Genomic DNA, 23,477 nt, shown 5'->3' on the forward strand with positions numbered 1-23,477 from the left:
TCACAAAAAACAGAATTCCCATCTTTAGAAAGCGCTTTATACTTCAAGTGTAGATAAAAGAAACAGAGGTGGGAACATGAAATTAGGAATTGTTAGTGCCATTTTAGATCAAAGTGATTTTGAAGAAATGATTGATATCGTAGCAGACAACGGCTTAGATTGTGTGGAGGTCGCGTGTTGGCCAAAAGAAAAAGCGGCGCGCAGATATGCAGGTGTTTCTCATATTGATGTGAGTAATTTGGATCAAGCAAAAGCGCAAGAAATTCTTGCTTATGCAGCTAGCAAGCAGGTAGAAATTTCGGCGCTAGCGTATTACCCCAATCCATTGGATGAGGATTTAGTAAAGAGAGAAAAGGCGATTGCCCATTTATATCGGTTGATTGATGCTGCTAAATTATTGAAAGTAAATCTAGTTACAACCTTTATCGGACGGATGCAGACAAAGTCGTTAACTGAGAACCTTAATGAGATGGAACGTGTATGGAAGCCGATTCTTGATTATGCGGAGAAAATGGATGTTCGGATTGGTATCGAGAACTGTCCGATGCTTTTTACTGAAGATGAGTGGCCTGGTGGTCAGAACTTGATGACAACACCGAAAATTTGGCGGGAGGTATTCAAACGGCTTGATAGTAAAGCGCTTGGATTGAACTATGATCCATCTCATTTTGTTTGGCAGCAGATTGATTACATTGCGCCGCTTTACGAGTTTAAGGACAAAATTTTCCATGTTCATTATAAAGACATCAAGCTTTATCCGGAAAAATTGAAGGACGTGGGAGTGATGGTGGCTCCGTTGCAATACATGTCTCCGAAACTTCCTGGTCTAGGGGATGTTGATTGGGGGAAATACGTTTCGGCCTTGACCGACATAGGATTTGAGGGCTATAGCTGCATTGAAGTAGAGGACAAGGCGTTTGAGAAGACGTATGAGGATGTAAAAAAATCGGTCAGGTTAAGTACCAACTATTTACGCAATTTTGTCATTTAGCGGGAGGAGTAATCAGAAATGTTTGTTATGCGAATGCAGTTTAATGAACAGATCATTAAAACAGAGTCTTTTGAGAATCTTTATATCAATGGAAAGAAACAAGGGTTTTCCTTTGATATCCAGTTAGCCTATTATCGAGGACATTATTTATCTGATATTGACTTACTTGAGGTTTTAATTGACGGTGAGAAGATTCCAGACGAAGCAGTAACTTTTGAGCTGAAAGGAAAAGAGCTTTCACTTTATAAGTTAAAATATGCAGTTACGGAATTTTGGAGCCAAGTGGAACCGGCGAAGCTACATGTTCTAAAACCGGGCGGATTAGCAGGAGAGCATGACATCGAATTGAAATTAGTGCTTCGTATTCCATATATGCAAATAGGGCCGGAGCATGATTTTATGCCGCTGGATTCAGGTGAAAAAGTTTCGGTCAGCTTTGAAGGAGAGTGAGATGAGCCGTATGAAATTAGGAGCGACACTGTTCTGTTACGGAACGGAATATGCGAGATACCAATATGATTTTGAAGAGTGCGTGAAGCAAGCCTATTTAGCTGGTGCAGAAGGCTATGAGATCGTTGGAACTCAGATGATTCCATCATATCCCAATGTCAGTGATGATTTTTTAGGAATGATTCAACGTTTAAAAGCAAAATATGGAATTGCTCCTGTCGGTTATGGAGCGAATAACGATAAAGGAATGCTGCATGATCGGAATTTAACCGATGATGAGATGCTGGCAGATACCATCATTGATTTGAAAACGGCACACAAATTAGGCTGCAAAGTGATGCGTTCACAATACATGCTGTCACCGAAAGCATTTGAACGGTTGGCACCTTATGCAGAATTATATGGAGTGCAAGTAGGAATCGAGATTCACAACCCTGAATCTCCGCTTTCACCATTGATGCGGCAGTATTTAGAGGTTATGAAACGAACGAATTCACCTTATCTTGGTTTCATTCCCGATTTTGGCTGCTTTGCCATAGCGCCCAATAAACCACATTGGCTAAAAGCTTTAAAAGCGGGCGTTGAAGAAGAACATCTACAGCTGGCTGCGGATCTGCGTCGACAGGGAGTTCCTTTGGAGGAGGCTCGGGAGAAATTAATGGCTATGGGTGCTCATCCTGCTATCAATCAAACACTGCAGGGAATGTATGGATTTGTTCAATTCAAGCCAAAAGAGGAGCTTCCACGGATGTTGGAGGAATTGACCGAAATCTTGCCATACTGTGTGGAATTTCACGCCAAGTTCCATTATTTGGATGAAGATTTAGTAGAGCCTAGTATTCCGTATCAAGAGATTCTTGAGGTGATAAAGAAGTCCGATTTTGATGGCTATTTGATCAGTGAGTATGAAGATGAGCTTTATTGCGGCGGAACGGAATTTACGAAAAGACAGCTTGCCATGGCAAAGCGGTTTTTAGAAAAAGACTAGTGTATCAGACGATGGCAATCACAAAACAAACCATTCTCACCTTTTACGAACGCTTTTTTAACCAGCAACGATTGGAGGCAGCCGAAGCTTTGATCGCAGAAAACTATCGCCAACACAATCCGGGAGTTGAGAACGGCAGAGAAGGTCTAATAGAAGCTTTTTCGAAAAAATTTGCGTCTGACGAGTATTTTCATCTTGAAGTAGATCGAATTGTTTTGGATGAAGAGTATGCTGCTGTATTTTTACGAAGCGTTGATCCAAAAGGGAAGACGAAGGCTCATGTCGTAGATTTATATCGAATAGCAGAGAATCAATTTGTAGAACATTGGGATTATTTTGATAGGGGGAAATAGAGATGGAAAAAGTATTGAATTTTGGCATTATCGGCTTTGGCTTTATGGGTCAAACGCATGCTGAAACAATCAAAAAGCTAGCGTATGCACAGCTAAAAGCTGTCTGTGATACAAATGAAGCGCAATTTAGCTTTGCTCCTGATGGGGTGGATACGTATACTTCCGCAGATGAATTATTAGCTGATCCAACGATTGATACGGTGATAATCGCAGTGCCGAATCAGCTTCATTTGGAAATAGTGACGAAAGCGGCAGAAGCACAGAAGGATATTATCTGTGAAAAGCCATTGGCAATGAATGCCGCTGAAGTTGAGCAGATGCTAGCGGTTGTTGAAAAGGAGCAGGTTCGTTTTACAGTTCACCATCAACGTCGCTGGGATCACGATTATCGTGTAGCCAAGGAAGTCTATGCTCAAAACTTAGTAGGGGAAACGTATACCGTAAAAAGTGCTCTTTATGGGTTTAACGGAAATATGCACGACTGGCATGTTTATCCTGAATTTGGTGGAGGTATGCTCTATGACTGGGGTGTTCATCTAATCGATCAGATTTTATGGATGATGCCGTCAAAATTAGTATCACTTTACGCAAATGTGCGAAATGTGATCAATGAACAGGTGGACGATTATTTTAATATTCAATTGTATTTTGAAAATGGCGTGAATGCGCAAGTCGAATTGGGCACCTATTTCTTAAACAGTTCTGAAAATTGGTTTGAACGTCACTGGTTTATCGGCGGTGATCAAGGAAGCGCTAAAATTGACGGCTTCAATCCGAAAGGCGAAATCACGAGAACTTCGGCTTTATTGAGCAATGTGCCTGGCCAGATCACAATGACACACGCTGGTCCAACGCGCAGCTTTGGACCGGCTCCAGAAGGCAGAATTTTTACAGAAGAATTACCTGAGGTTTCAGTTAACCATCAAATGTTTTTCGATAACTACTATGATTACGTTCAAGGAAAAGCAGAATTAGTGGTTCAGCCTGAGCAGATTTTCGGCTTAATGAAGGTCTTAGATGCGATCCGTATCTCAGCGAAGTACCATCAAAGCATCAACTTGGAGATTGATTATTCCAGTAAATAATAGAAGAAATGGAGAGGAAGAACAAACATGAAAAAAGTAAGAATCGGGATTATCGGATGTGGAGGAATCGCAAATAATAAGCATTTTCCAGCACTGAAAAGTCAAAGTGATAAATGCGAGATCGTCGCATTTTGTGACACTAAGATAGAACGGGCAAAAAAAGCGGCGGAAGAGTTCGGCTCTGCTGATGCAAAATACTATGAAGATTACAATGAGCTGTTGAAAGACAAATCCATTGATGTTGTGCATGTTTGTACACCAAATGTCAGCCATAGTCCCATTACAGTCGCAGCTTTTGAAGCTGGAAAGCACGTGCTTTGTGAAAAACCAATGGCTCATACACCAGAAGCAGCACAATTAATGATGGATGCCTGGAAAAAATCCGGCAAGAAATTTACCATCGGCTATCAAAATCGTTTTAGAAGTGAAGTGACAGCCCTTCACGAATCCTGCGTAAATGGCGAGCTAGGTGAAATCTATTTTGCCAAAGCCCACGCGATCAGACGAAAAGCCGTTCCAACTTGGGGTGTTTTTCCAGACAAATCACAACAAGGCGGCGGACCATTAATTGATATCGGAACGCATGCGTTAGATATCACTTTATGGATGATGGATAACTATGAAGTCGAATCGGTGACAGGTTCTGTTTTCAATAAATTAGGTAACCTTCCTGGTGCAGAAGAAGGCAACTTGTTCGGTCCGTGGGATACGGATAGTTATGAAGTAGAGGATTCGGCTTTTGGTTTCATTAAAATGAAGGACGGTTCAACGATTTTCTTGGAAGCCTCTTGGGCATTGAATGTCTTGGAATCAAAGGAAGCGGCGACGACTTTATGCGGAACAAAAGCCGGGGCACAAATCGATGCGGGAATGAGCTACCCAGTCAATCAATTGACCTACAATCGTTCGAAAAACGGCTTGCTGACGGAAGAAAATATCAGTACATCGGGTAATATTGCTTTCTTTGAGGGCGGGGATTCTGATCCAGAAAAAATCGAAGCCAAGCAATGGCTAGAAGCGATCATTAATGATACTGAGCCATTGGTAAAACCGGAGCAGGCCTTCAAAGTAACCCAGGTTTTAGCTGCCATCTATAAAGCTGCGGAAACAGGAAACGAAGTAAAACTATAAAACAATTGTGGTTGTGACAGAAGTGGACGGCTTCAAGAAATAAGAAGGAATTTCCGAAAATTGCCAAGGAACATAGTGACGTAGGAACTGATGTTGAAGGGTACCTACTCGGTGCGTTTAAAATTTTTACGAAATTTCGCTTATTTCGAATGCTAGCTCTGCTTAGTGAAACTTAGCAGTAACTGTATGTGGAGCTTGCGTAGAAGAAGCTACTTCTGGAACACCGTTTATTCGAAAAAAAGGAGGCAAAAGAATGTTTGAAAAATATTTAGTGAATCCAGAAGGGTTTCGCAATGTACGTGAAAGCAATCAGGTAACTGGTTATGAGGTGCAGTTGCGAGTACCTTATTATCGCGGAATTCCTATGAGTTGTGTGGAAGTGTTAGATTTAACGGTCGATGGCGAAAAAGTCGATAACAAAGACATGTTGATTACAGTAAAAGGTGAAACCTTTACCTTTGATGAATTGCCAACGGTCATTAACCATCGTTGGGAAATGATTGAAACGATCACTGTCTTTGTGAAAAAAGCTGGTGGTTTATCTGAGGGTGAGCATAAGGTTCACGCCTTTGTAAGTTTACGCATTTCTTATTTACCATTTAATAATACCGGCGATGACGAAAAAATATTGGTGCTAGAAGCATAGAGGAGATGAAATGATGAGTACGATCAAACGTGGAGTATCACTTTACAGTTACCAAGATGAGTTTTATACAGGGAAAATGACCCTTGAGGATTGTATCCGGGAAGCCGCAAAAACAGGTGCGACAGGTATTGAATTTTTACCTGAACAAATGCTGCCGACTTTCCCGAATATTTCTGATGATTTTGTCAAGCAGTGGCACGAATGGCTGGAAAAATATGGCGTGAAGCCAATTGCCTATGATGCTTTTTTAGATAATAAATTGTTTGCCAATCGGATGTTGACGACTTCAGAAAATGTTGACATGATGAAGAGAGACTTAAAACTTGCGAGCCGCTTAGGCTGTAAAATTTTAAGAACCCTAGTATCAACTCCTTTAGAAGTAGTAAAGCAAAGCTTGCCTTATGCAGAGGAAGCCAATGTCAAGATCGCCTTAGAGGTTCACGCTCCCTTTACGTTTGGCACGCCTTGGTTTGAAGAACGATTAGATTACATTAAGGAGAGCGGGACGGAATGGTTTAGTATCATGCCCGACTTTGGGATCTTTACGAAACGCATCGGCTCAATTTTTCAAGATGCCTATATTCGTAAAGGCGGTACTCCTGAGATTATCAAACTGGTTAGTGACAACTATGAAAAGGGCATCAACCGCGATGAAACTTTTGAAAGCGTATCAAAAATGAAAGAAGCAACCGAAGCGGATAAGGCTTTCGCAGAATTCTGCCGCCACTTCGTCTATACCGATCCGAAAATTTTGATCGACAATATGCCATATATTTCTCACATTCATGGGAAATTTTACGATATTACAGAAGATCTGCAGGAAACGAGTATTCCGTATCAAGATGTGATCACTACATTGAAAGAGGCTGGCTACAATGGCTATATCTGTAGTGAATATGAGGGCAATCGTCATATTCAGGATTATATGGAAGTAGACAGTATTACACAGGTCAAACGGCATCAAGCATTACTAGAAAGAGTGATTGGATAGTAGGTGAGAAGATGATTAAACTGATCGCATCCGATATGGATGGCACACTGGTCAGCAGCGATCACGCTATTTCTGAGGCGAATTCCCAAGCAATTAAAAGGGCTCAGAATAAAGGGGTCGAATTCATCATCACTACTGGAAGATCCTTTGAAGACGCACATTCACAGGTAGTTGACGCAGGAATTGAGTGCAACTACCTTGTGATGAACGGTAGTGAGCTGCGTAATGCGCAGGGGGAAATCGTTCAGAGTCTGTATCTTGAGAATTCCGTAGTAAAAAAGATTGTTGCAGAATTGATGGAAAATAATCTATTTGTCGAACTTTACACGACAGGAGGGTCCTTTTCGCCAAGTGATGAAGAAACCTGCAAAGATGCTGTAGCGACAAAAATCATCAATTTTCATCCAGAAATTTCTTATGAGGAAGCCTATCAAAGTGCTAAGGAGCATTTTCTCTACAAGGAAATCAATCGGATTGCCACTGTGGATGAGCTAATTGAGCAGGACTATAAAATTGGTAAGATCATTAGTTTTTCGGCAAAAAGAGCGCTCATTGCGCAATTACGTACTGAGCTGTCAAAAAAATATCCAGTGAATGCCACCGGTTCTTTTGACATCAATCTGGAGATCACGAATCCATTGGCTGATAAGGGCAAGGCTATCATGCACTATGCAGCGAATAAGGGAATAACTTTGGATGAAGTGATGACAATTGGAGATAGTTACAATGATTTGGGGATGCTGAGTGATTCGTTTGGCTACACTGTTGCAATGGGCAATGCAATTGAAGCAGTGAAGGCGCAAGCGAAATATCTGACAGACACGAATGATGCAAATGGTGTTGGGAAGGCAATCGCACGCTTTGTCTAGGTCAAGCTAAATGAAAAGGAGATTTGATTATGAGTTTTATCGACAACCTTGGTAAATTACAGTTGGCGGCTGAAAAGGTTTCTGATAATCGCTACCTGAAAGCAGTGAGTAAAGGGATGGTTATGACGATCCCAGCCAGTATTACTGGTGCAATGTGTACATTAATCGCTAATTTGCCTTTTGCTGGATATCAAAGTTTTATCGAAGGAAATGGCTTGAAGTCATTATTATTACTTCCTGGAATTTTTACGAGCAATATTATGGGATTGATCGTTGTTTATTTCATTGCCTATAACTTAGCAAAGTCATACGATATCGAAGGGATGTTTCCGGGCGTATTAGGAATTATTTCATTCCTGTTGTTAACGCCGCTTTCAACGATTGAACAACAGGTTCATGATACCGTTCGTCCGGTTGACTTTATTAGCTTCGATTATATTGGTTCAAAGGGAATGTTTGTTGGGATTATTGTTGGGTTGTTAGTAGCCAAAATCTATAGTTGGTTCATTAAAAATAATATCACCATCCATATGCCAGACAGTGTCCCAAGCTTTGTAGAAAAATCCTTTAGTTCTATTATTCCGTTTTTTGCTATTACTTTTATCATGTCATTGGTCTCATGGGGCTTTACGTTCACTAGTTTTGGTAGCGTTCACAATTTGGTCTATAGCGTTCTTCAGGTACCAATTCAACAAATCGGCGGTTCTGTTGGTGGAGTTATGCTGGCGTATGCGCTGATCGGCTTGTTCTGGTGGTTTGGTATCCACGGGAAAGCGATTATTTTCGGGGTTTATGCACCAATCCTGCAAACGATGACGATTGAGAATATGAATGCCGCAGCAGCTGGAACGACACCGCCAAACTTAATTGATTTTGGATTTACATCAGTCTTTTTGGAAATTGGTGGCGGCGGATGTGTCTTAGGACTTGCCATCTGCTTTATCTTCTTTGCTAAGAGTGATCAATACAAGAATATTGGTCGAATTACAAGTGTACCGACCTTCTTTGGAATCAATGAGCCGATTACTTTTGGTACGCCAATTTGTTTGAATCCAACTTTCCTGATTCCGACGGTTGTGACACCATTAGTCACAGGACTGATTGGTTATTTGTCCATCACTACTGGTTTTGTTCCCCGTATGATTGGCGCACAATTACCGACAGGAACACCAACCTTTGTTAATGCAATCATTGCCGGTGGTTGGCGAATGCTTTTAGCTCAGGCTCTATGTGTTGTTGTTGCAACTGGGATTTACTTCCCATTCTTTAAAATGGCTGATAACTTAGAATATAAACGTGAGCAAGAAAGCCTCCAAACTAAAGAAGAAGTAGCAGAGGAAATTGAAATCGAGAACCATACATCAATCGTAGAATAGAGTAAAGGAGAGGGAATTATGAAAAAAATCAATATTCTATTAGTCTGTAACGCGGGCATGAGTACCAGTCTTTTAATTGAAAAAATTGAAAAGGCCGGTGCGGAACAATCAATCGAAACAGCTGTAGACGCAAGACCTGTAGATGATCTGAAGAATCATCTAGCAGACAAGGATGTGGTTCTATTAGGTCCTCAAGTACGCTTCAAAGAGAAGCAGGTCAAAGAGATGGTTGAAGGGAAAATCCCTGTTTCAATCATTGATATGTCTGCCTATGGAACAATGAACGGGGAGAAAGTGCTACAGCAGGCACTTTCATTAGTGAAAAAATAGGTGAAGCGGCGACTGGTTCAGTCGTCGTTTTTATAAACACGTTTTTTAGTAGGAAATGTAGATAACTCATTTTTTACTGATTTTTAGAAATGGAGAAAAAAACATGGAACAACAGAAATTAACAGCAAAAGTCATTGGCGCAGTCATTTCCACGGGGATCTTATCTTTTTGCGGGGTGCTAGTTGAAACGGCAATGAATGTGACATTCCCGACATTAAGTCGAGAATTCAATGTAAATACTGCAACGGTACAATGGATGATCACCATCTATTTATTAGTTCTTGCAATCGTTATTCCTTTATCCGGATTTTTAAAACGCTCCTTTAAAAACAAGACCTTATTTTTAATGGCACTTTGTTTCTTTACAGCCGGAATAATCATTGACGCGCTCGCACCATCTTTTTCCGTATTATTGATTGGGCGGGTTGTACAAGGAATGGGAACAGGTATCGGATTACCATTGATGTTCAATATCATTTTGGAGCAGGTTCCTGCTTCTAAAATGGGAACGATGATGGGCGTAGGTACGATGATCCCGGCAATTGCACCAGCAATTGGTCCTACATTCGGTGGCTTAGTTGTTACTAGGTTAGGATGGCGTTTTATTTTTATCCTAATTATTCCTGTCATGCTTTTGGCGTTACTTGTAGGAATCACAACGATTGAACAAAAAAGTGAAGTAAAACGCTCCTCTTTTGATTTCTTTAGTTTGCTGGCGATTGCGTTCTTCTTTATTGGTTCAATTCTTGGCTTCAGTAATATGGGAAATTACGACTTTTTGACAATTCAAGTAGTTGGTGCCTTTGTTCTTAGTATTGGTGGCCTAGCAAGTTTGATTGGACGTTCGAAAAAAATCACGAATCCTATTCTAGATTTTAGCCTGCTCAGTAATTCGACCTATTGCCTTCATGTCATCTGTTTCTTTATTATGCAATTGGTTTTGATGGGGCTTGTGTTTATTTTGCCTAATTATATTCAATTGGTAAATGGAAGTAGCGCACAGGTTTCCGGCTTTGTCGTTTTTCCTGGAGCTATCTTAGGCTCATTATTTACACCTTTAGGCGGTCGTTTGCTCGATCGATTTGGTCCTAAAAAGCCAATATTATTTGGTTGTATCGTCATCACTTTGTCTTTGGTTCTCTTTACAATTCTTTGTGATACGATGAGTAATTTCATGATCGGTCTGCTGTACTTCCTTTTTACGATTGGGATCGGCTTCTCTTTTGGAAACTTAATGACAAATGGCTTAAGACAGCTCGCTGAGGAGCATCAAGCAAATGGGAATGCCATCATTATGACATTCCAGCAATTTGCTGGAGCTGCTGGAACCTCGATTGTTGCTGCAATTATCTCAAAGAATCAAACTCAGTACGCAGATAATCTTGCAGAAGCGGTAATAAATGGGTCTAAATTCGGCTTCATTTTTTTATTGGCCTTATTCGTCGTCGAAATAGGATTGATTACACGGCTCTTTGTTTTTAACCAAAAGCCAGGAAATGAGTACAAGATCAGTAACGAAACGGATTCATAAACGAGCGATAGGAGAGATGTCTTATGTCAGATAAAATCATTGGTGTTGATATTGGTGGAACATCAATCAAACTGGCTTTATTTGATAGTAGTGGAATAGTAAGTAAGAAATGGTCCATTCCTACAAACTGTAAGGATAAGGGAGTTCATATTCCATATGAAATCGTGGACAGCATAGAAAGGAAATTCGATGAAACGGGAACATCCCTTGACGAGCTGTCAGGGATTGGTATAGGTGTCCCTGGCCCGGTAGACGAATCTCAGGTGAAACGGGCGGTAAACTTGGGATGGGATAATTTTCCTCTAAAACAGATCGTTGAGCAGAAACTAAGAGTCCCAGTTGCGTTGCTAAATGATGCCAATGCGGCCGCTTTAGGTGAATTTTGGCAAGGCTCGGCAGAGCAATTGAAGGATATCGTGTTTATCACGGTAGGGACAGGTGTTGGTGGAGGAATCATAGTAAATGGACAAATTGTGAATGGTCACCATTCATCAGGCGGAGAAATTGGACATATCCCTGTTAAATCTGCTGAAAAGAGAGTCTGCGGATGTGGGAATCTGAACTGTCTCGAGTGTTATGGCTCAGCTAGTGGAATGGTAAAAACAATGAATCAACTAGCGGGAACAACACTCGTTAGCGATACAAAAGAATTATTTGAACTAGTTAAAATCGGAAATCCATTTGCTCGGGAAACTCTAAACGTAACGATTGATTATTTAGCACGTGCTCTATCGGGAATCCTGAATACATTAGATCCAGAAGAGTTAGTGATCGGCGGAGGTGTTTCCGAAGCAGGGTCTCTCTTTATTGATCCTTTGAAGAACGCGTTGGAGCAATATGTTTTCCCACAAATCAGAGACGGTCTTCAAGTTAGAAGAGCCAGTTTAGGAAATGATGCAGGGGTCTATGGTGCCGCGTATCAAATCATCGAAATATTAAAAATGATTCCGGTATGACAACGTTCAATAGAAAGAAAAAGTAGATCTAAAAATCTTATGGAGGAGAAACTAAATGAACAATCAAGAGCAATTAGAAGCGATAATGAATTTAATTATTCATAGTGGAAACGCAAAAAGTGATGCAATGGAAGCGATACAAGCAGCAAAAACGGGGGATATGGGTCAGGCTGAAATAAAAATTCAAGCCGCAGAACAATCAATCGTCGAGGCACACCACTCTCAAACAGATATGCTGACGAAGGAAGCGCAAGGAGAAAAAACGGAGATCACCTTATTGACGGTTCATAGTCAAGATCATTTAATGACCTCTATTGCCTTTTGTGATTTAGCCAAAGAAGTTATTGGGATTTACGGTTGTTTACAAAAAAATTCGAGCTCTTCTTTATTGGGATAGTTACGGATGAGTTCGTCAAGATCAGTTATTAATATAGAAGATACATTAACATCTGTGATTTCACAGGTGTTTTTATTAAGCTGTTCTTTTACTCATATGAATAAAAAAAATGATGAACGAACTAAAGTTATCAAAAAAGAGAGCTAATAGAAAGTTTTACTAGGAATTATTAATTTCGCACCCTGTACCTATCAAATTACTCAGTATTCCAATGTGCTTGAAATCACATAGCGTCGAGAAACAAACAAAATTTGACGCGTGTTGGTTTAGGGGATTTGATAGAATCGAACAAAAGTAGTTTGGAGTGGTATGCATGATAGATTTACATTGTCATATTCTTCCTGGAATAGACGATGGTCCTGAAAATTTAGCAAAAAGTATTGATATGGCACATGCCGCTGTCGAACAAGGAATTACTCACATTTTATGTACGCCGCATCATAAAAACGGTCATTACAATAATCCAGCCTCGAAGGTCATTGCAGCCGTTAATAGTTTTCAGCAAGAACTAAATCAACGAGGGATCGGGCTGTCACTTTTTGAAGGACAAGAGGTACGGTTATCAGGTGAGTTGTTGGAAGATATCCATCATGGAGAATTACTATTTACGGATTTATCTAATCACTATCTTTTGATCGAGTTCCCAACATTGGAAGTTCCTGCTTACGCTGATCAACTCCTTTTTCAGCTAATTGAACATGGACACACGCCTGTGATTGTACATCCTGAGCGTAATGCCGTTTTTTCAAAAGACCCGAACCGTCTGCTGCCCTATTTGGAGATGGGGGTATTAACACAGTTGACTGCCCCAAGTATTGTTGGCTTCTTCGGTCGAAAGGTTCAAAAAGCGGCCAAAACAATGCTGGCAAATCAGTTGGGTTTCATGGTCGCATCAGATGCTCATAGTGTTGAACAGCGCGGATTCTATTTAAGAGAAGCTTATCAAGAAATAGAAAAAAAATTTGGAAAAGAGCGGGTCCGAGAAATGGAACAAATGACTAAGGATTTACTGAATGGTGATCCTGTCCAACGCCCTGCATTTCAAAAAGTAAAACATTCTTTCTTTTTCTCAGCGTGAAAAAAGCATGTATCCTTCAAAAGGATATATGCTTTTTTTGTTGATTTTTAACCATGAACAATTCGTTTAACTTCATATCTAGTGTACAAAAATCAAGTTTTGTTGGCTTTCTGGGAATGACGATGTTCGGAATTGAAGGCTGGTCCACTAAAAGGGTTTTTCTCGTTGAAAGTAACAAATCAAGTGAGTTCATTTCTCGTAAACAATCGTGATGCGTATAAATTTCCATTTTAAATCTTCCTAGAAATTCATTTTTAATCATGTTAATCAGACGTTGTTCCTCCAAATTCGATAAGTCTGACGCTAAAAATATTTGCAATGGCTCTTCCACCTTTTGAAGAGGGGTGATTGTTTCAAATAATAATGGATAGATGGACAAAAGATAGTTTGTTTCTTTAAATAATGGAAAATTTGTTTTTTTTTGCAATAGGAAAAGCAATTCGCGTGCACGTTCTTTTAAATGTGGCGAAACTGTTTCGTTGCTGAAGAGACAAGAATCCTGTGAATCGCAATTCGTAGGTTCTTTATTTTGGAATAACTGACAATACAAATGAGCACTATAAAGAGTCTTATCTACTAATTTAAGATCCTCTTTGGAAATAAAAAAATGCTGTTCATCGAACCAGAGTTCTTTAAACGCCTCAACCGACTGGTACAATTGCGTATTTCGTTCATAGTTAAATTCAATGAATTCCTTCCGTATGTAAGTATTATTAAATACCTCATCAATCGTGAAAACATATAAAAATAGAAATCCGACTTCCTCCTGCCGCTGCAGCTCCTTCGGCAAAACATCTTTCAGTTCGTAAAAAAAACGGTCGAATAGTTCACTTTTCTCAATATTCTCCCGCAATTCTTTCGTTAAACACACGTATTTTTCTCTTTTCGCACGTTCAAAACAGACGGCAATCATACAAAAAAGCTTTTTATATTCAAAGTCTGACAAGCACAAATGAAAAAAACTAATTACGCGGTCAATTATTTTTTCAGTGATCAATCTTGTTGTGCTGCCATAAGGCCAGCTGCCTCTGCTATAAGAAGTTAATAACAAAAAATAGCTGAGATTACGGATATGAATCTCATTCCCCATTAGCTCTAATGAGCGGCGTTCAATTGAAATCCCTTTTGGAACTAACTTTTCTCTGAATTTGTTGATCATGCGCCATAGGGAGGACTCGCTAACGTAGTACTGATGTGAAAATTGAATGATCGACGTCATTTTTGAAAAAAAAATTTTCATGATTAATTGATAATTAATCGTTCCTTCGATTATCCGAAAGATCAAATCCTCCAAGGCTGGCTCAAAATCATAATGCAAATAATACCCTTTCTTATGATGATTTTTCAACACAATTTCTTTGTTTGAGGTAAAGGTATCAATGTCTTCCTCAATAAATGTAAGGTACTTCAAAATGGTTCGTTGATTAATTCCTAATTGCGAGGACAGTTCATCAATAGACAGCCACGTTTTACTTTCCTTTAACAAGCCTATAATTTCTATTTTTGTGAACGTTTCTTTGTCAAATAGATCAGCAATTTGGTGGACTAGAAACATTTTTCTATATACACCTCCTTTTAATAAATTATTTTAAAAATAGTCAAACAATAAGTAAGAAATATTTTGATTAATAAAAAATAGACTTTTGTGATGTTAATATTTTGTTTTATTAATTTACATTTATTATTTTATACTCTTGGTTAAAAGTCTACCAATCAAATTTTGACTGAAAATTAACAAAAACAGATGTTTAGAGAAATATCGGCTAGATTACCATTAATTGTGTTTAATTTATAGCGTTAATTGTTTATTTAATTTTAAAACGAGGGAGCGATTTATTGAGTGAGCGAATGAGGCTTCATATTTTTTTATTGCTAATCATGATTTTTCCTTTAGTGGATATTTTTAATGGCGTCTTCATCTCCTATGGCAGCAATATTCCTCTGGGAACGATCTATCGTATTTTTTTCATCGCCTACATTTTTTATGGAGTACTTACGAAAGGAGTGAAACAAACAGATGATTACTTCTTACTACTGATAACACTCTTTACTTTGACGATCCTGTGCATTGTTCAAACATTTTTCTTTAATACAGGCATTAAGTTACTGGTAGATGAACTGTCTTATGTGATTCGTTTTTATTTGTGTTTGCTGATTCCTTTCTTTGCGAAGCAATTCGGGAACTATTTGTCAGTAAAAAGATTAACTAAGCTAGCGCTTCTTCTAGATACCTTCTTAATTGGGGGACTGCTGGTTCCATATGTTCTCGGATTAGGGAATAGTACCTATGATGATGTGGCGGGTTTTAAAGGGTTCTATTTCGCAACGAATGACATTGCATATGCGTTTTTGATCATGCTTTTTTTTATTGGTTGGTTTTTAATTCAACAAAAAAGGCAGGTCATTCCTGCCGGGGTGTTATTAGGACTTTATTTTCTGAACTTGTATTGCCTGTTGATACTAGGGACAAAATCCGGTTTATTGACTGGAATTCTCTACTCTATTTTTTTGATCGGCTTCTTTTTGTTTCGACACCAGAGCCGGACATTATATGAGCAGTTCTTTATTTTTGAAATCTTAGTTGGACTACTTTTCTTTCTTCTAATGAAGGGAAAAGAATTTCTACTAAGATCATTATCCAGTATTATTGCACGCTTTACCTATTTTCGTACGCTGTATCAAGACGATTGGCCCCGACTGCTATTGAGCTCTAGAAACGTGTATTTGAAAGAGGCAATTGCGAATTTTTATGAATTGCCTAAGAATCAATCTGTTTTTTGGTTTGGCTCTGGCTTTGAGAATCGGTGGAACTGGTACGGCAGAAGGGGCGGGCTGATTGAAATGGATTTTTTCGATATGTTCTTTTCTTATGGCATCATCGGAACGGTCATCTTGATCACGGTAATGGTTCATTTTCTAAGAGTAGCGATGCATCAAGGTAGAAATGGGTTCTGCATTTTCTTATTAATTTTTACGATCATCTACAGTTTCTTGGTGGGGCATGTCTTTTTCTCAGCACTATCCGCAACCGTGTTTGGCTTTACCTGCATGTTTATCCAAGTAATAAAAGAGGAGCAAGTATGAAAAAAATCGTGATGGTGGGTCCGAAAAGCACTGGAAAAGGCGGAATATCCACCGTAATCAAAAATTTTATTCATTATTTTCCAACGAATGAAAATTGGCAAATTCACTATCTTTTCTCTTGGAATGAAAAGAACAAGCTTTTTTATGCCCTACGTACTTTCTGTCAGCTTTTTGTAAGGACTCGTGTACAAAAAATTGACATTGTTCATTTTCATGTATCTCAGGATGCCAGTTTTTACCGAAAAGCTCTTTTAAAAAAAGCCGCGAAAAAAGGAACAAAAATCATCTTTCATATGCATGCCCCCGATTTTAAGGCCTTCTATACGGAAGCCTCTAGAGGTGAGCGGCGCTACATTCGCAAGGTGTTGGATGGGGTGGACCTCGTAGTGGCTCTGGGAGAGGACTGGAAAGAATACTATCAAACGCTGACCCAAACGAAAGTGATAGCTATAAATAATGCTGTTTTTGTTCCTGCTGAAAGTGAGTATCAAGTGAATTCTATAAATGTACTGACTTTTGGGCGGATTTGTGAACGAAAAGGAAGCCACGACATTGTTTTACTTGCGAAACGAGTTCAAAGAAAAATACCAGAAATTCGATTTCATCTTTATGGGGATACGGATGAAACCACACCAAAGGTAATTGAACGAATGAAACAGTTAAATTGTGAAAATATCGAGCTGCATGGTTGGACTAGGGATCAAACAGAATTGCTGAAGGATTGTGCTTTGCACCTTCTGCCTTCCTATCATGAAGGCATTCCTATGGCAATTTTAGAAACAATGGCATGCGGAATTCCGAATATGGCAACGGATGTTGGCGGAATTGGTCAGGTAATCAAGCATCAGGAGAACGGTCTTCTTGTTAGGCCTGGCGATATTGAGTATATGGAGCAGGCAATCATCCGTTTTTTCTCGAATCCAGAAAAACGCAAACGATTTTCCATAAACGCGAAGCAGACGATTCAGGAACACTATTCTATGGAGGCCTATCTTCAGAATTGGGAATCTGTCTATGATTCGTTATCTGGTTAAAGAGAGGGGCAAAACATGTATTCATTTAACGATTTCCTACAGGTTCTATGGCAGCGTAAAAAAACAATTTTAATTTTGACGTTTGGGTTGTTGGTGATAGGGAGCACAGGGTTTGTTTTTATGAAGGGGTTTTACTATACGAATCAGGTGTCCTTTTTATTGCCCGTAGCAGAGTCTGCTGAGGGTAATGAGGATGATTTAGAAAATGAAAATCAAGTAATTTCTAGCAATATCAAATTGATTGAAACCTACAAGGAGTTGGTGAAAAGTGATGCCGTGTTACAGGCGATCCAAGAAGACCTGCCACAGCAAAGCAAGCAGCAATTATTGGATTGTATGAAGCCGTCCAGCAGCATCAATTCTCAAATTTTTACGGTCTCTGTCACAACAAGGAGTTCAAAGGAGAGTAAAGAAATAGCTAAAAGCTTAAGCGAAATCTTTCCGAAAATAGTAGAGGCGAGCCGTTTGCCTCGAAACGTATTTTTACTTTCAGCCGAAACCTCTGAGACTGTGCGAACACCTCGCTTGTCCAAGCTGATAGTAGGAGCGGGAATTGCGAGCTTTATGTTCAGTACTTCTTGTAGCTTTGCTTGGTTCTATTTATCTGAACAAAAATACGTGAGATCGCCAGAAGTTGTTCAGCTTCTCATTGAGATAGAAAACATCGGCATCGTGGATTTCTATGAATTATAAAAGTTGAAAGTAGAGGGACATGCGTGAAAGCAACATTAGTTAGTTTTATTGATAGTTCAAACATTGGGGATCGTTTGATAGCCGAAACCCTGACAGATCAATTGTTAACAGGAATTGAGACAAAAAAATACAGCTATAAATTAATCGAAGAATCACAAATTCAATTAAATAATCGTTTGATTCGTCGTTCTAAAACTCATGAAATCTACTATAAGTATTTTCGCCAGCTTCCGTTAGTAAAAAATCTTATTAGTAAAGGCAAGTGGATACGCTCGCGAAGAAGAATGTACGATCCAACAGATATTCGAAATTTCGAAGACGCTTTAAAACAATCCGATTTTTTAATGATTGGCGGAGGGAATGCAATTTTTGATCTATCTCCAGCAACTTTATCTGCCCAACGTTTTGATCAGGTAGTTGCTTTGGCGAATCAACATCAGCTTCCAATCGTGGTCAGCTCGATTGGGATTGGTCCATTTTGTACGGAAAAACAAAAAAATGCGGCAATTACTACGTTAAAAAAATGTGACTATGTCAGTTTTCGTGATCAACGATCATTGGAATACTTGGAAAATGCGAACCATCCAGCAGCTTATGCGTCGGTCGATCCGGTCTTTTTATTGCCGGAATTGCTGCCCTTCGAACAATTACAGGCACAGAAAAACGCGGGAGAGCGAATTGGTATCTGTGTGATTGATTATCGTATTACCGGCTGTTCACGAAAAGAGTATCTCTACTATTTGGAAGAAATGAAATGTTTGATTCAGCGCTTGGCAGATGCCAAAAAAGAAATCCTACTGTTTTCTTCTGAGGTGCAGGATTACGAAACGATTGAAACTCTGTATGGGATGTTCTTAAAGAATCCTCAGGTAAATGTGGTTTTTGTTAAGGATAAGGAGGACTTATTGGACTTGTACCAGTCCTTGAATCTAGTGATTGGAACGAGGATGCATTCAATGATAGTCGCCGTTTCACAATTTGTACCGATCATTGGCTTGTCCTGGCAACAGAAGGTCATCGAGATGTTCAAAAATCTTGGATTAGAAGAGGATGTCATGGCGATTGAAGACTGGAGTAACAACAGAGTGCAGTTGTTAGAAAAAATCGATTTAAAACTAGCGAACAATCAGCAGGAGCTGTTTCGAATGAAGCAGTGTAAGGAAGAGATGCGCACAGCATTTGCCGTAAACTACGAAATGATTCAGAGTCTTCAACAAAAATTGGTAACTATATGAATCAATATAAAAAATTAGTGAATGATTCTTTGATTTTCGCTATTGGCAGTTTTGGCAGCAAGCTGATCACCTTCTTTTTAGTCGGATTTTACACCTACTATTTAACAAAAGGTGAGTATGGAACAGCTGACTTGTTGATTAATTCCATCAATCTTCTGTTGCCAATCATTAGTTTAAGTGTTTCTGAAGGTGTTTTGCGTTTTGTTTTAGACAGCAAAAGCACTTCGGAAAAAGTCAGTTGGTTGCGTACAGCTATTGGGATCAACTTTATTGGTCTTATCTTAACAGCAATCTTAGGAGGTGCTTGCTATCTATTCGGTCCACAGATAGCAATCTCTTCATCTATTGGCGTGCTCAGTTTTCTTTTATTGGCGATTCAATCTATTCAGTTGATTTTTATGCAGTACGTGAAAGCAGTCGGTAAGTTGAAAGTTTATGCGGCAAACGGCATCTTCCTGTCATTATTAACTTTACTTTTAGGTCTTGTCTTTTTTCGAGCGCTGTCGAACAAGTTGGAAGCCTATTTTCTATCACTAGTATTGGCAAACAGCTGCTCATTAGTCTTTTTGTTTAGCAATCTTTCTTGGAAGGATTTACTTAACAGAAAAAAAGCCGGGAATCCTGAACAGAGAAAACAGCTGATTACTTATAGCTTGCCATTGATTCCTAATTCTGCGATGTGGTGGATTCTCACGACCTCCAGCCGCTTTATTATGACGTTCTTTTTAGGAGTAGCAAGTAATGGAATGTACGCAGCAGCTAGCAAAATTCCGAGTCTTTTATCAGTAATTGGCTCGATCTTTTTGCAGGCCTGGCAGCTGTCGGCGGTGGAGCAATACCGAAAAAAGAACGCAGGTGCTTTTTATCAAGGTGTCTTCAACCATTATTGTACGGTGCTACTGGTTTTCTCTAGTTTAATTCTCTTATTTTTAGACCCCTTAGCGTCTCTACTGCTATCAAAAGAGTTCTATTTTGCCAAAGCCTATATTCCTCTTTTGCTTGTAAGTAACTTTTTTTCTTGTATTTCAGGCTTTTTAGGGACGTCCTATATTGTGGTGAAGAAAACAAAAGGGGTATTAACAACTTCATTAGTGGGAGCGGCAATTAGTCTGTTTGGCAGCATTCTTCTGATTCCGCTGATTGGAATCAATGGAGCTTCGATCGCTTCTGGACTTGGTTTTTTAGTCATTTTTTATTTACGGAAAAAGGAGACGAATCGATTAATGAGCCACACGTTAACCACAAAACAAATGGTTTTTCAGTTTGGATTATTGATTTTGCAACTGTCTCTTAGTGAAGGACAGTTCTTTTCAAAAGCCAGTAGGTTCATCATTCAAGTTCTTGTGATTGCGGCCATTATTTGTATCGATTTGCTCCCATTCATCTTACAAAAAAGGAGAGAACGCCATGAATAAAATTGAACTTTTTGATCTGTGGATCGATGAAGGAAATTTGAAGGAAACCGTCGATGAAATGCTTGAACGTATTCAACGAGATGAAGTCATTGAACATGTGGGTGTCAACTCCAACAAGATTGTATTGAGTCAGCGGGATGCTCAAATAAAGAAAATCATTCAACAGGCGGACATGGTAAGTGCCGACGGCTATTCAGTTGTTCGTGCCTGCCGTTGGTTGAAAAAGCGAGAGATTGAGCGTGTGACTGGTATTGATACGATGCTGGAGCTGCTTAAGCAAGCAGAAGAGCTGGGGATGACGGTGTACTTTTTGGGAACCAAAGAAGAAATCCTCGATCGGCTTCTCGAGGTTTTGCGACAAGATTATCCTCATTTGCGGATCGTAGGGGCTCAACATGGTTATTTCAAGGATGAGCAAGCAGTCGTTCGAAAGATTGCTGCCTGCCACCCGCAAATGTTGTTTATAGGCATGACCTCTCCTTATAAGGAAGAGTTTGTCAGTAAATACAAGAACGATCTAAAGGCCAATTTGATCATGGGTGTCGGTGGCAGTTTTGATGTATTAGCGGGTGAGATTTCGCGAGCACCCATTTGGATGCAGCGTAGTGGATTAGAGTGGCTGCATCGTTTTATGAAAGAACCGCAACGACTTTATAAGCGGTATATTTTTGAGAATCTCTATTTTGTCTACTTACTAGTTCAGGAGAAGTTTAAATGAAGAAACATCGTGTTCTGTTTTTAACGTATGGGAAATTACCCATCCCCGCAGTAAAGGGGGGAGCAATCGAAACGTTAATAGATTCTTTGATCGAGGAAAATGAACAGCGGCAGGAGCTGGAGCTGATTGTAGTGTCATCAGCTGACTCGGCAATTCCTTCCTTTAACCAAACACATCAGTTTAGCCAAGTCATTTCTGTACAAACTAAAGAACGTCCTATTTGGTGGTTCCATCAAAAATGTTGGAACAAAGCAACGCATATCGTGACAGGGAAAAGAACCAATCTTATTCCTTATCCAGAGCTAATGTACACGGCTAAATGCTACTTAGAGGAAAATCCGGTAGACTGTTTGATCGATCTGAATTGTCCAGAACGAATACCTGTTGTCCGCTCCTTTTTCTCGGGAAAGCTCGGAGTTTATCTGCACAATGATTATCTAAATCCTCAAACAATGGGGGCAAACAAACTGCTTGATCACCTAGACGGCGTATTTTCCGTATGTGATTTTCTTAATGATCGTGTGAGAGAGATCGAGTATCCAGATGATTGGCCGGCATTTTATCGCGTGAATAACGGCATTTCGCTGGAGGCGTATCTACCAGCGACGCCAGAGGAAAAACAGGAAATTCGTGCTCAATGGAAGTACACCGAATCAGATTGTGTCATTGTTTTTTCAGGCCGAGTGACAGAAACAAAAGGGCTTCATCTTCTGTTTGAAGCGTTGAATAGGTTGGATTCCTTGGAGAATGTCAAAGTTTTGGTGCTAGGAGGAACTACCTATAGTTCTGCTAAAACGGATCGCTATTTTGAAAAAGTAATCAGTCAAGCGGAGCAATTACCGATTGATGTGCGATTTACGGGATACATTGAGAAGCAACAGATTCCACACTATCTAAAGGCTGCTGACATTTGTGCTGTCCCTTCAATTTTTCATGAAACTTGTTGTCTTTCCGCTGTTGAAGCACAAGCGATGGGGATTCCCGTGATTGCAACTAGAATCGGTGGAATTCCTGAATATATTAGCGAAAAAAGCGCACGATTAATTGAGTATGATGCCCAGTTTTTGGAAAATTTTGCAGAGGCGCTGGATCAACTGATTCACGATGAAAAATTGCGCCAGCAGCTGAGTGAAGAGGCTTTAAACAAGAGGACAAGACATTCGAAGGAACGCTACTATAATGAGTTCGTCAAAAGTATCAAACAGTTCGTTGAAAAGGGTCGAAAAAAGGAGACTGAAGATGAAACTATTAATTTTAACTAAAAATATACTGGCTGAAACCAGCTTTCAAAGCAAACTACAGCAAATGAATAACGAAGTATTTTGCAGTACTTGTTTATTAAATGCCTGCTTTTCGATGGATCAGGAAATGCGTCACCTGCTTGCCTGCTTTGATGCAGTCATATTGAGTGAAACGATTTCGTATCAAGAAATTAGAGAAGTAATCTCCAATATTCGTGAACATGTTCCAGCGATCATTCGAAAATATGAAAGTGAATTCACTAAAGGTTTTGAAGAAGAACAAAGCGATTATGTCATTGATCAGCGGATTAAAGGAAGTGCTTCATTAGAAGAAATTCGCGAGCTTTGCCAGACGATCGAACCCAATGAATCAGAAAAGCCGAAAGAAAGTGGATACGCAAACAACAAAAAGAGAGCACCTAAAGTGACATACCATCTTTATAATTTCGGTTTTTCTAGACGCGAAAGCCGTTTACTCATGTGTTTGTATGAAAACAGAGGACGCTATCTTTCGCGCCAGGAAATGTGCCAAAAAATATGGAATGAGGAAAACGCTTCGGATTCAAAAATGTCCGCTTTATCCAGCTGTGTTCGCAATATCAAAGAAAAAGTTGAAAAATGCGGAGTGACGTTTAATCCAATTGATACGGCTTGGGGAAGAGGGTATCAAATTTCAGATGAATTTTACCAATTGATTCACACAGAGGCAGAATTAAAAAAAAGTGATGCGCAGCAAATTCTTAATGTAACTGAGAATATTTTTCTTTAGAAATAGCAAAAAAATCACGAAATGAACAAAAATAGAAGGAAAGTAACTGTGTTTAGGCTCATATCTGGAAAAAATCCATTTTTTAGCTAAAAAAACAGAGAAAATCATCATGTATT

At 39.5% G+C, this 23,477-nt stretch carries 24 protein-coding genes; 23 read left to right on the forward strand and 1 reads right to left on the reverse strand.

What is annotated here, in order from left to right:
- Positions 1–76 precede the first annotated feature (76 nt).
- From IGI44_RS20655 to IGI44_RS20725, 15 genes are all read left to right on the forward strand, one after another.
- Positions 77–991 carry a sugar phosphate isomerase/epimerase family protein gene (locus IGI44_RS20655; RefSeq protein ID WP_438789796.1) on the forward strand — a complete coding sequence of 305 codons (915 nt, stop codon included), beginning with the start codon at positions 77–79 and terminating at the stop codon, positions 989–991.
- Between the two features lie 18 nt (positions 992–1,009).
- Positions 1,010–1,441: a C-glycoside deglycosidase beta subunit domain-containing protein gene (locus IGI44_RS20660; protein WP_438789797.1), complete on the forward strand. Its 432-nt coding sequence runs from the start codon at positions 1,010–1,012 to the stop codon at positions 1,439–1,441.
- Position 1,442: 1 nt separating this feature from the next.
- A complete protein-coding gene (locus IGI44_RS20665) occupies positions 1,443–2,429 on the forward strand; it encodes a sugar phosphate isomerase/epimerase family protein (protein WP_438789798.1) in 987 nt (328 codons plus the stop codon).
- An 11-nt stretch (positions 2,430–2,440) separates the two neighbouring features.
- Positions 2,441–2,782 (forward strand): nuclear transport factor 2 family protein, encoded by a 342-nt coding sequence (locus tag IGI44_RS20670; RefSeq protein WP_438789799.1) that lies wholly within the window; start codon positions 2,441–2,443, stop codon positions 2,780–2,782.
- A gap of 2 nt (positions 2,783–2,784) precedes the next feature.
- Complete coding sequence (locus IGI44_RS20675; protein ID WP_438789800.1) at positions 2,785–3,867, forward strand: Gfo/Idh/MocA family protein; 1,083 nt, start codon at positions 2,785–2,787, stop codon at positions 3,865–3,867.
- Between the two features lie 27 nt (positions 3,868–3,894).
- Positions 3,895–4,998, forward strand: a complete 1,104-nt coding sequence (locus IGI44_RS20680) for a Gfo/Idh/MocA family protein (protein ID WP_438789801.1) — start codon at positions 3,895–3,897, stop codon at positions 4,996–4,998.
- A 253-nt stretch (positions 4,999–5,251) separates the two neighbouring features.
- Complete coding sequence (locus IGI44_RS20685) at positions 5,252–5,644, forward strand: C-glycoside deglycosidase beta subunit domain-containing protein (protein WP_438789802.1); 393 nt, start codon at positions 5,252–5,254, stop codon at positions 5,642–5,644.
- A gap of 13 nt (positions 5,645–5,657) precedes the next feature.
- A complete protein-coding gene (locus tag IGI44_RS20690; RefSeq protein WP_438789803.1) occupies positions 5,658–6,635 on the forward strand; it encodes a sugar phosphate isomerase/epimerase family protein in 978 nt (325 codons plus the stop codon).
- 11 nt (positions 6,636–6,646) lie between these two features.
- Positions 6,647–7,504, forward strand: a complete 858-nt coding sequence (locus tag IGI44_RS20695) for a Cof-type HAD-IIB family hydrolase (RefSeq protein WP_438789804.1) — start codon at positions 6,647–6,649, stop codon at positions 7,502–7,504.
- A 29-nt stretch (positions 7,505–7,533) separates the two neighbouring features.
- A complete protein-coding gene (locus IGI44_RS20700; RefSeq protein ID WP_438789805.1) occupies positions 7,534–8,880 on the forward strand; it encodes a PTS sugar transporter subunit IIC in 1,347 nt (448 codons plus the stop codon).
- Between the two features lie 18 nt (positions 8,881–8,898).
- Entirely contained in the window at positions 8,899–9,210 is a 312-nt protein-coding gene (locus IGI44_RS20705; RefSeq protein WP_438789806.1) for a PTS sugar transporter subunit IIB, read from the forward strand.
- Between the two features lie 103 nt (positions 9,211–9,313).
- The gene (locus IGI44_RS20710; protein ID WP_438789807.1) at positions 9,314–10,741 is read left to right on the forward strand and encodes an MDR family MFS transporter; all 1,428 of its coding nucleotides are present in this window, start codon (positions 9,314–9,316) and stop codon (positions 10,739–10,741) included.
- A gap of 23 nt (positions 10,742–10,764) precedes the next feature.
- The gene (locus tag IGI44_RS20715; RefSeq protein ID WP_438789808.1) at positions 10,765–11,697 is read left to right on the forward strand and encodes an ROK family protein; all 933 of its coding nucleotides are present in this window, start codon (positions 10,765–10,767) and stop codon (positions 11,695–11,697) included.
- A 55-nt stretch (positions 11,698–11,752) separates the two neighbouring features.
- Positions 11,753–12,094 carry a PTS lactose/cellobiose transporter subunit IIA gene (locus IGI44_RS20720; RefSeq protein WP_438789809.1) on the forward strand — a complete coding sequence of 114 codons (342 nt, stop codon included), beginning with the start codon at positions 11,753–11,755 and terminating at the stop codon, positions 12,092–12,094.
- Between the two features lie 313 nt (positions 12,095–12,407).
- On the forward strand, positions 12,408–13,172 hold the full coding sequence (locus IGI44_RS20725; RefSeq protein ID WP_438789810.1) for a tyrosine-protein phosphatase: 765 nt from the start codon (positions 12,408–12,410) through the stop codon (positions 13,170–13,172).
- A 16-nt stretch (positions 13,173–13,188) separates the two neighbouring features.
- On the opposite strand, the gene IGI44_RS20730 is transcribed toward IGI44_RS20725, so the two are convergent.
- Positions 13,189–14,727 (reverse strand): helix-turn-helix domain-containing protein, encoded by a 1,539-nt coding sequence (locus tag IGI44_RS20730; RefSeq protein ID WP_438789811.1) that lies wholly within the window; start codon positions 14,725–14,727, stop codon positions 13,189–13,191.
- 281 nt (positions 14,728–15,008) lie between these two features.
- On the opposite strand from IGI44_RS20730, the gene IGI44_RS20735 reads away from it, so the two are divergent.
- Genes IGI44_RS20735 through IGI44_RS20770 form a run of 8 tightly spaced genes read left to right on the forward strand, consistent with a single transcriptional unit; the run spans position 15,009 to position 23,361 of the window.
- On the forward strand, positions 15,009–16,256 hold the full coding sequence (locus IGI44_RS20735; protein ID WP_438789812.1) for an O-antigen ligase family protein: 1,248 nt from the start codon (positions 15,009–15,011) through the stop codon (positions 16,254–16,256).
- A complete protein-coding gene (locus IGI44_RS20740; RefSeq protein ID WP_438789813.1) occupies positions 16,253–17,290 on the forward strand; it encodes a glycosyltransferase family 4 protein in 1,038 nt (345 codons plus the stop codon). Before IGI44_RS20735 ends, IGI44_RS20740 begins: the two co-directional genes overlap by 4 nt.
- Positions 17,291–17,305: 15 nt before the next feature.
- The gene (locus IGI44_RS20745) at positions 17,306–17,983 is read left to right on the forward strand and encodes a YveK family protein (protein ID WP_438789814.1); all 678 of its coding nucleotides are present in this window, start codon (positions 17,306–17,308) and stop codon (positions 17,981–17,983) included.
- Positions 17,984–18,006: 23 nt separating this feature from the next.
- Positions 18,007–19,218 (forward strand): polysaccharide pyruvyl transferase family protein, encoded by a 1,212-nt coding sequence (locus IGI44_RS20750; protein WP_438789815.1) that lies wholly within the window; start codon positions 18,007–18,009, stop codon positions 19,216–19,218.
- The gene (locus IGI44_RS20755) at positions 19,215–20,633 is read left to right on the forward strand and encodes an oligosaccharide flippase family protein (protein ID WP_438789816.1); all 1,419 of its coding nucleotides are present in this window, start codon (positions 19,215–19,217) and stop codon (positions 20,631–20,633) included. Before IGI44_RS20750 ends, IGI44_RS20755 begins: the two co-directional genes overlap by 4 nt.
- Positions 20,626–21,351: a WecB/TagA/CpsF family glycosyltransferase gene (locus IGI44_RS20760; RefSeq protein WP_438789817.1), complete on the forward strand. Its 726-nt coding sequence runs from the start codon at positions 20,626–20,628 to the stop codon at positions 21,349–21,351. The genes IGI44_RS20755 and IGI44_RS20760 overlap by 8 nt, the downstream gene beginning before the upstream one ends.
- Positions 21,348–22,613 (forward strand): glycosyltransferase family 4 protein, encoded by a 1,266-nt coding sequence (locus tag IGI44_RS20765; protein ID WP_438789818.1) that lies wholly within the window; start codon positions 21,348–21,350, stop codon positions 22,611–22,613. The genes IGI44_RS20760 and IGI44_RS20765 overlap by 4 nt, the downstream gene beginning before the upstream one ends.
- Positions 22,591–23,361 (forward strand): winged helix-turn-helix domain-containing protein, encoded by a 771-nt coding sequence (locus IGI44_RS20770; RefSeq protein ID WP_438789819.1) that lies wholly within the window; start codon positions 22,591–22,593, stop codon positions 23,359–23,361. Before IGI44_RS20765 ends, IGI44_RS20770 begins: the two co-directional genes overlap by 23 nt.
- Positions 23,362–23,477 lie beyond the last annotated feature (116 nt).

This window comes from Enterococcus sp. DIV0756, from assembly GCF_051710745.1.
GTDB lineage: Bacteria > Bacillota > Bacilli > Lactobacillales > Enterococcaceae > Enterococcus_A.

Coding starts and splice junctions, on each gene's coding strand:
- IGI44_RS20655 (WP_438789796.1), top strand. CDS start 77: ATGAAATTAGGAATTGTTAGTGCCATTTTAGATCAAAGTGATTTTGAA.
- IGI44_RS20660 (WP_438789797.1), top strand. CDS start 1,010: ATGTTTGTTATGCGAATGCAGTTTAATGAACAGATCATTAAAACAGAG.
- IGI44_RS20665 (WP_438789798.1), top strand. CDS start 1,443: ATGAGCCGTATGAAATTAGGAGCGACACTGTTCTGTTACGGAACGGAA.
- IGI44_RS20670 (WP_438789799.1), top strand. CDS start 2,441: ATGGCAATCACAAAACAAACCATTCTCACCTTTTACGAACGCTTTTTT.
- IGI44_RS20675 (WP_438789800.1), top strand. CDS start 2,785: ATGGAAAAAGTATTGAATTTTGGCATTATCGGCTTTGGCTTTATGGGT.
- IGI44_RS20680 (WP_438789801.1), top strand. CDS start 3,895: ATGAAAAAAGTAAGAATCGGGATTATCGGATGTGGAGGAATCGCAAAT.
- IGI44_RS20685 (WP_438789802.1), top strand. CDS start 5,252: ATGTTTGAAAAATATTTAGTGAATCCAGAAGGGTTTCGCAATGTACGT.
- IGI44_RS20690 (WP_438789803.1), top strand. CDS start 5,658: ATGAGTACGATCAAACGTGGAGTATCACTTTACAGTTACCAAGATGAG.
- IGI44_RS20695 (WP_438789804.1), top strand. CDS start 6,647: ATGATTAAACTGATCGCATCCGATATGGATGGCACACTGGTCAGCAGC.
- IGI44_RS20700 (WP_438789805.1), top strand. CDS start 7,534: ATGAGTTTTATCGACAACCTTGGTAAATTACAGTTGGCGGCTGAAAAG.
- IGI44_RS20705 (WP_438789806.1), top strand. CDS start 8,899: ATGAAAAAAATCAATATTCTATTAGTCTGTAACGCGGGCATGAGTACC.
- IGI44_RS20710 (WP_438789807.1), top strand. CDS start 9,314: ATGGAACAACAGAAATTAACAGCAAAAGTCATTGGCGCAGTCATTTCC.
- IGI44_RS20715 (WP_438789808.1), top strand. CDS start 10,765: ATGTCAGATAAAATCATTGGTGTTGATATTGGTGGAACATCAATCAAA.
- IGI44_RS20720 (WP_438789809.1), top strand. CDS start 11,753: ATGAACAATCAAGAGCAATTAGAAGCGATAATGAATTTAATTATTCAT.
- IGI44_RS20725 (WP_438789810.1), top strand. CDS start 12,408: ATGATAGATTTACATTGTCATATTCTTCCTGGAATAGACGATGGTCCT.
- IGI44_RS20730 (WP_438789811.1), bottom strand. CDS start 14,727: ATGTTTCTAGTCCACCAAATTGCTGATCTATTTGACAAAGAAACGTTC.
- IGI44_RS20740 (WP_438789813.1), top strand. CDS start 16,253: ATGAAAAAAATCGTGATGGTGGGTCCGAAAAGCACTGGAAAAGGCGGA.
- IGI44_RS20745 (WP_438789814.1), top strand. CDS start 17,306: ATGTATTCATTTAACGATTTCCTACAGGTTCTATGGCAGCGTAAAAAA.
- IGI44_RS20755 (WP_438789816.1), top strand. CDS start 19,215: ATGAATCAATATAAAAAATTAGTGAATGATTCTTTGATTTTCGCTATT.
- IGI44_RS20760 (WP_438789817.1), top strand. CDS start 20,626: ATGAATAAAATTGAACTTTTTGATCTGTGGATCGATGAAGGAAATTTG.
- IGI44_RS20765 (WP_438789818.1), top strand. CDS start 21,348: ATGAAGAAACATCGTGTTCTGTTTTTAACGTATGGGAAATTACCCATC.
- IGI44_RS20770 (WP_438789819.1), top strand. CDS start 22,591: ATGAAACTATTAATTTTAACTAAAAATATACTGGCTGAAACCAGCTTT.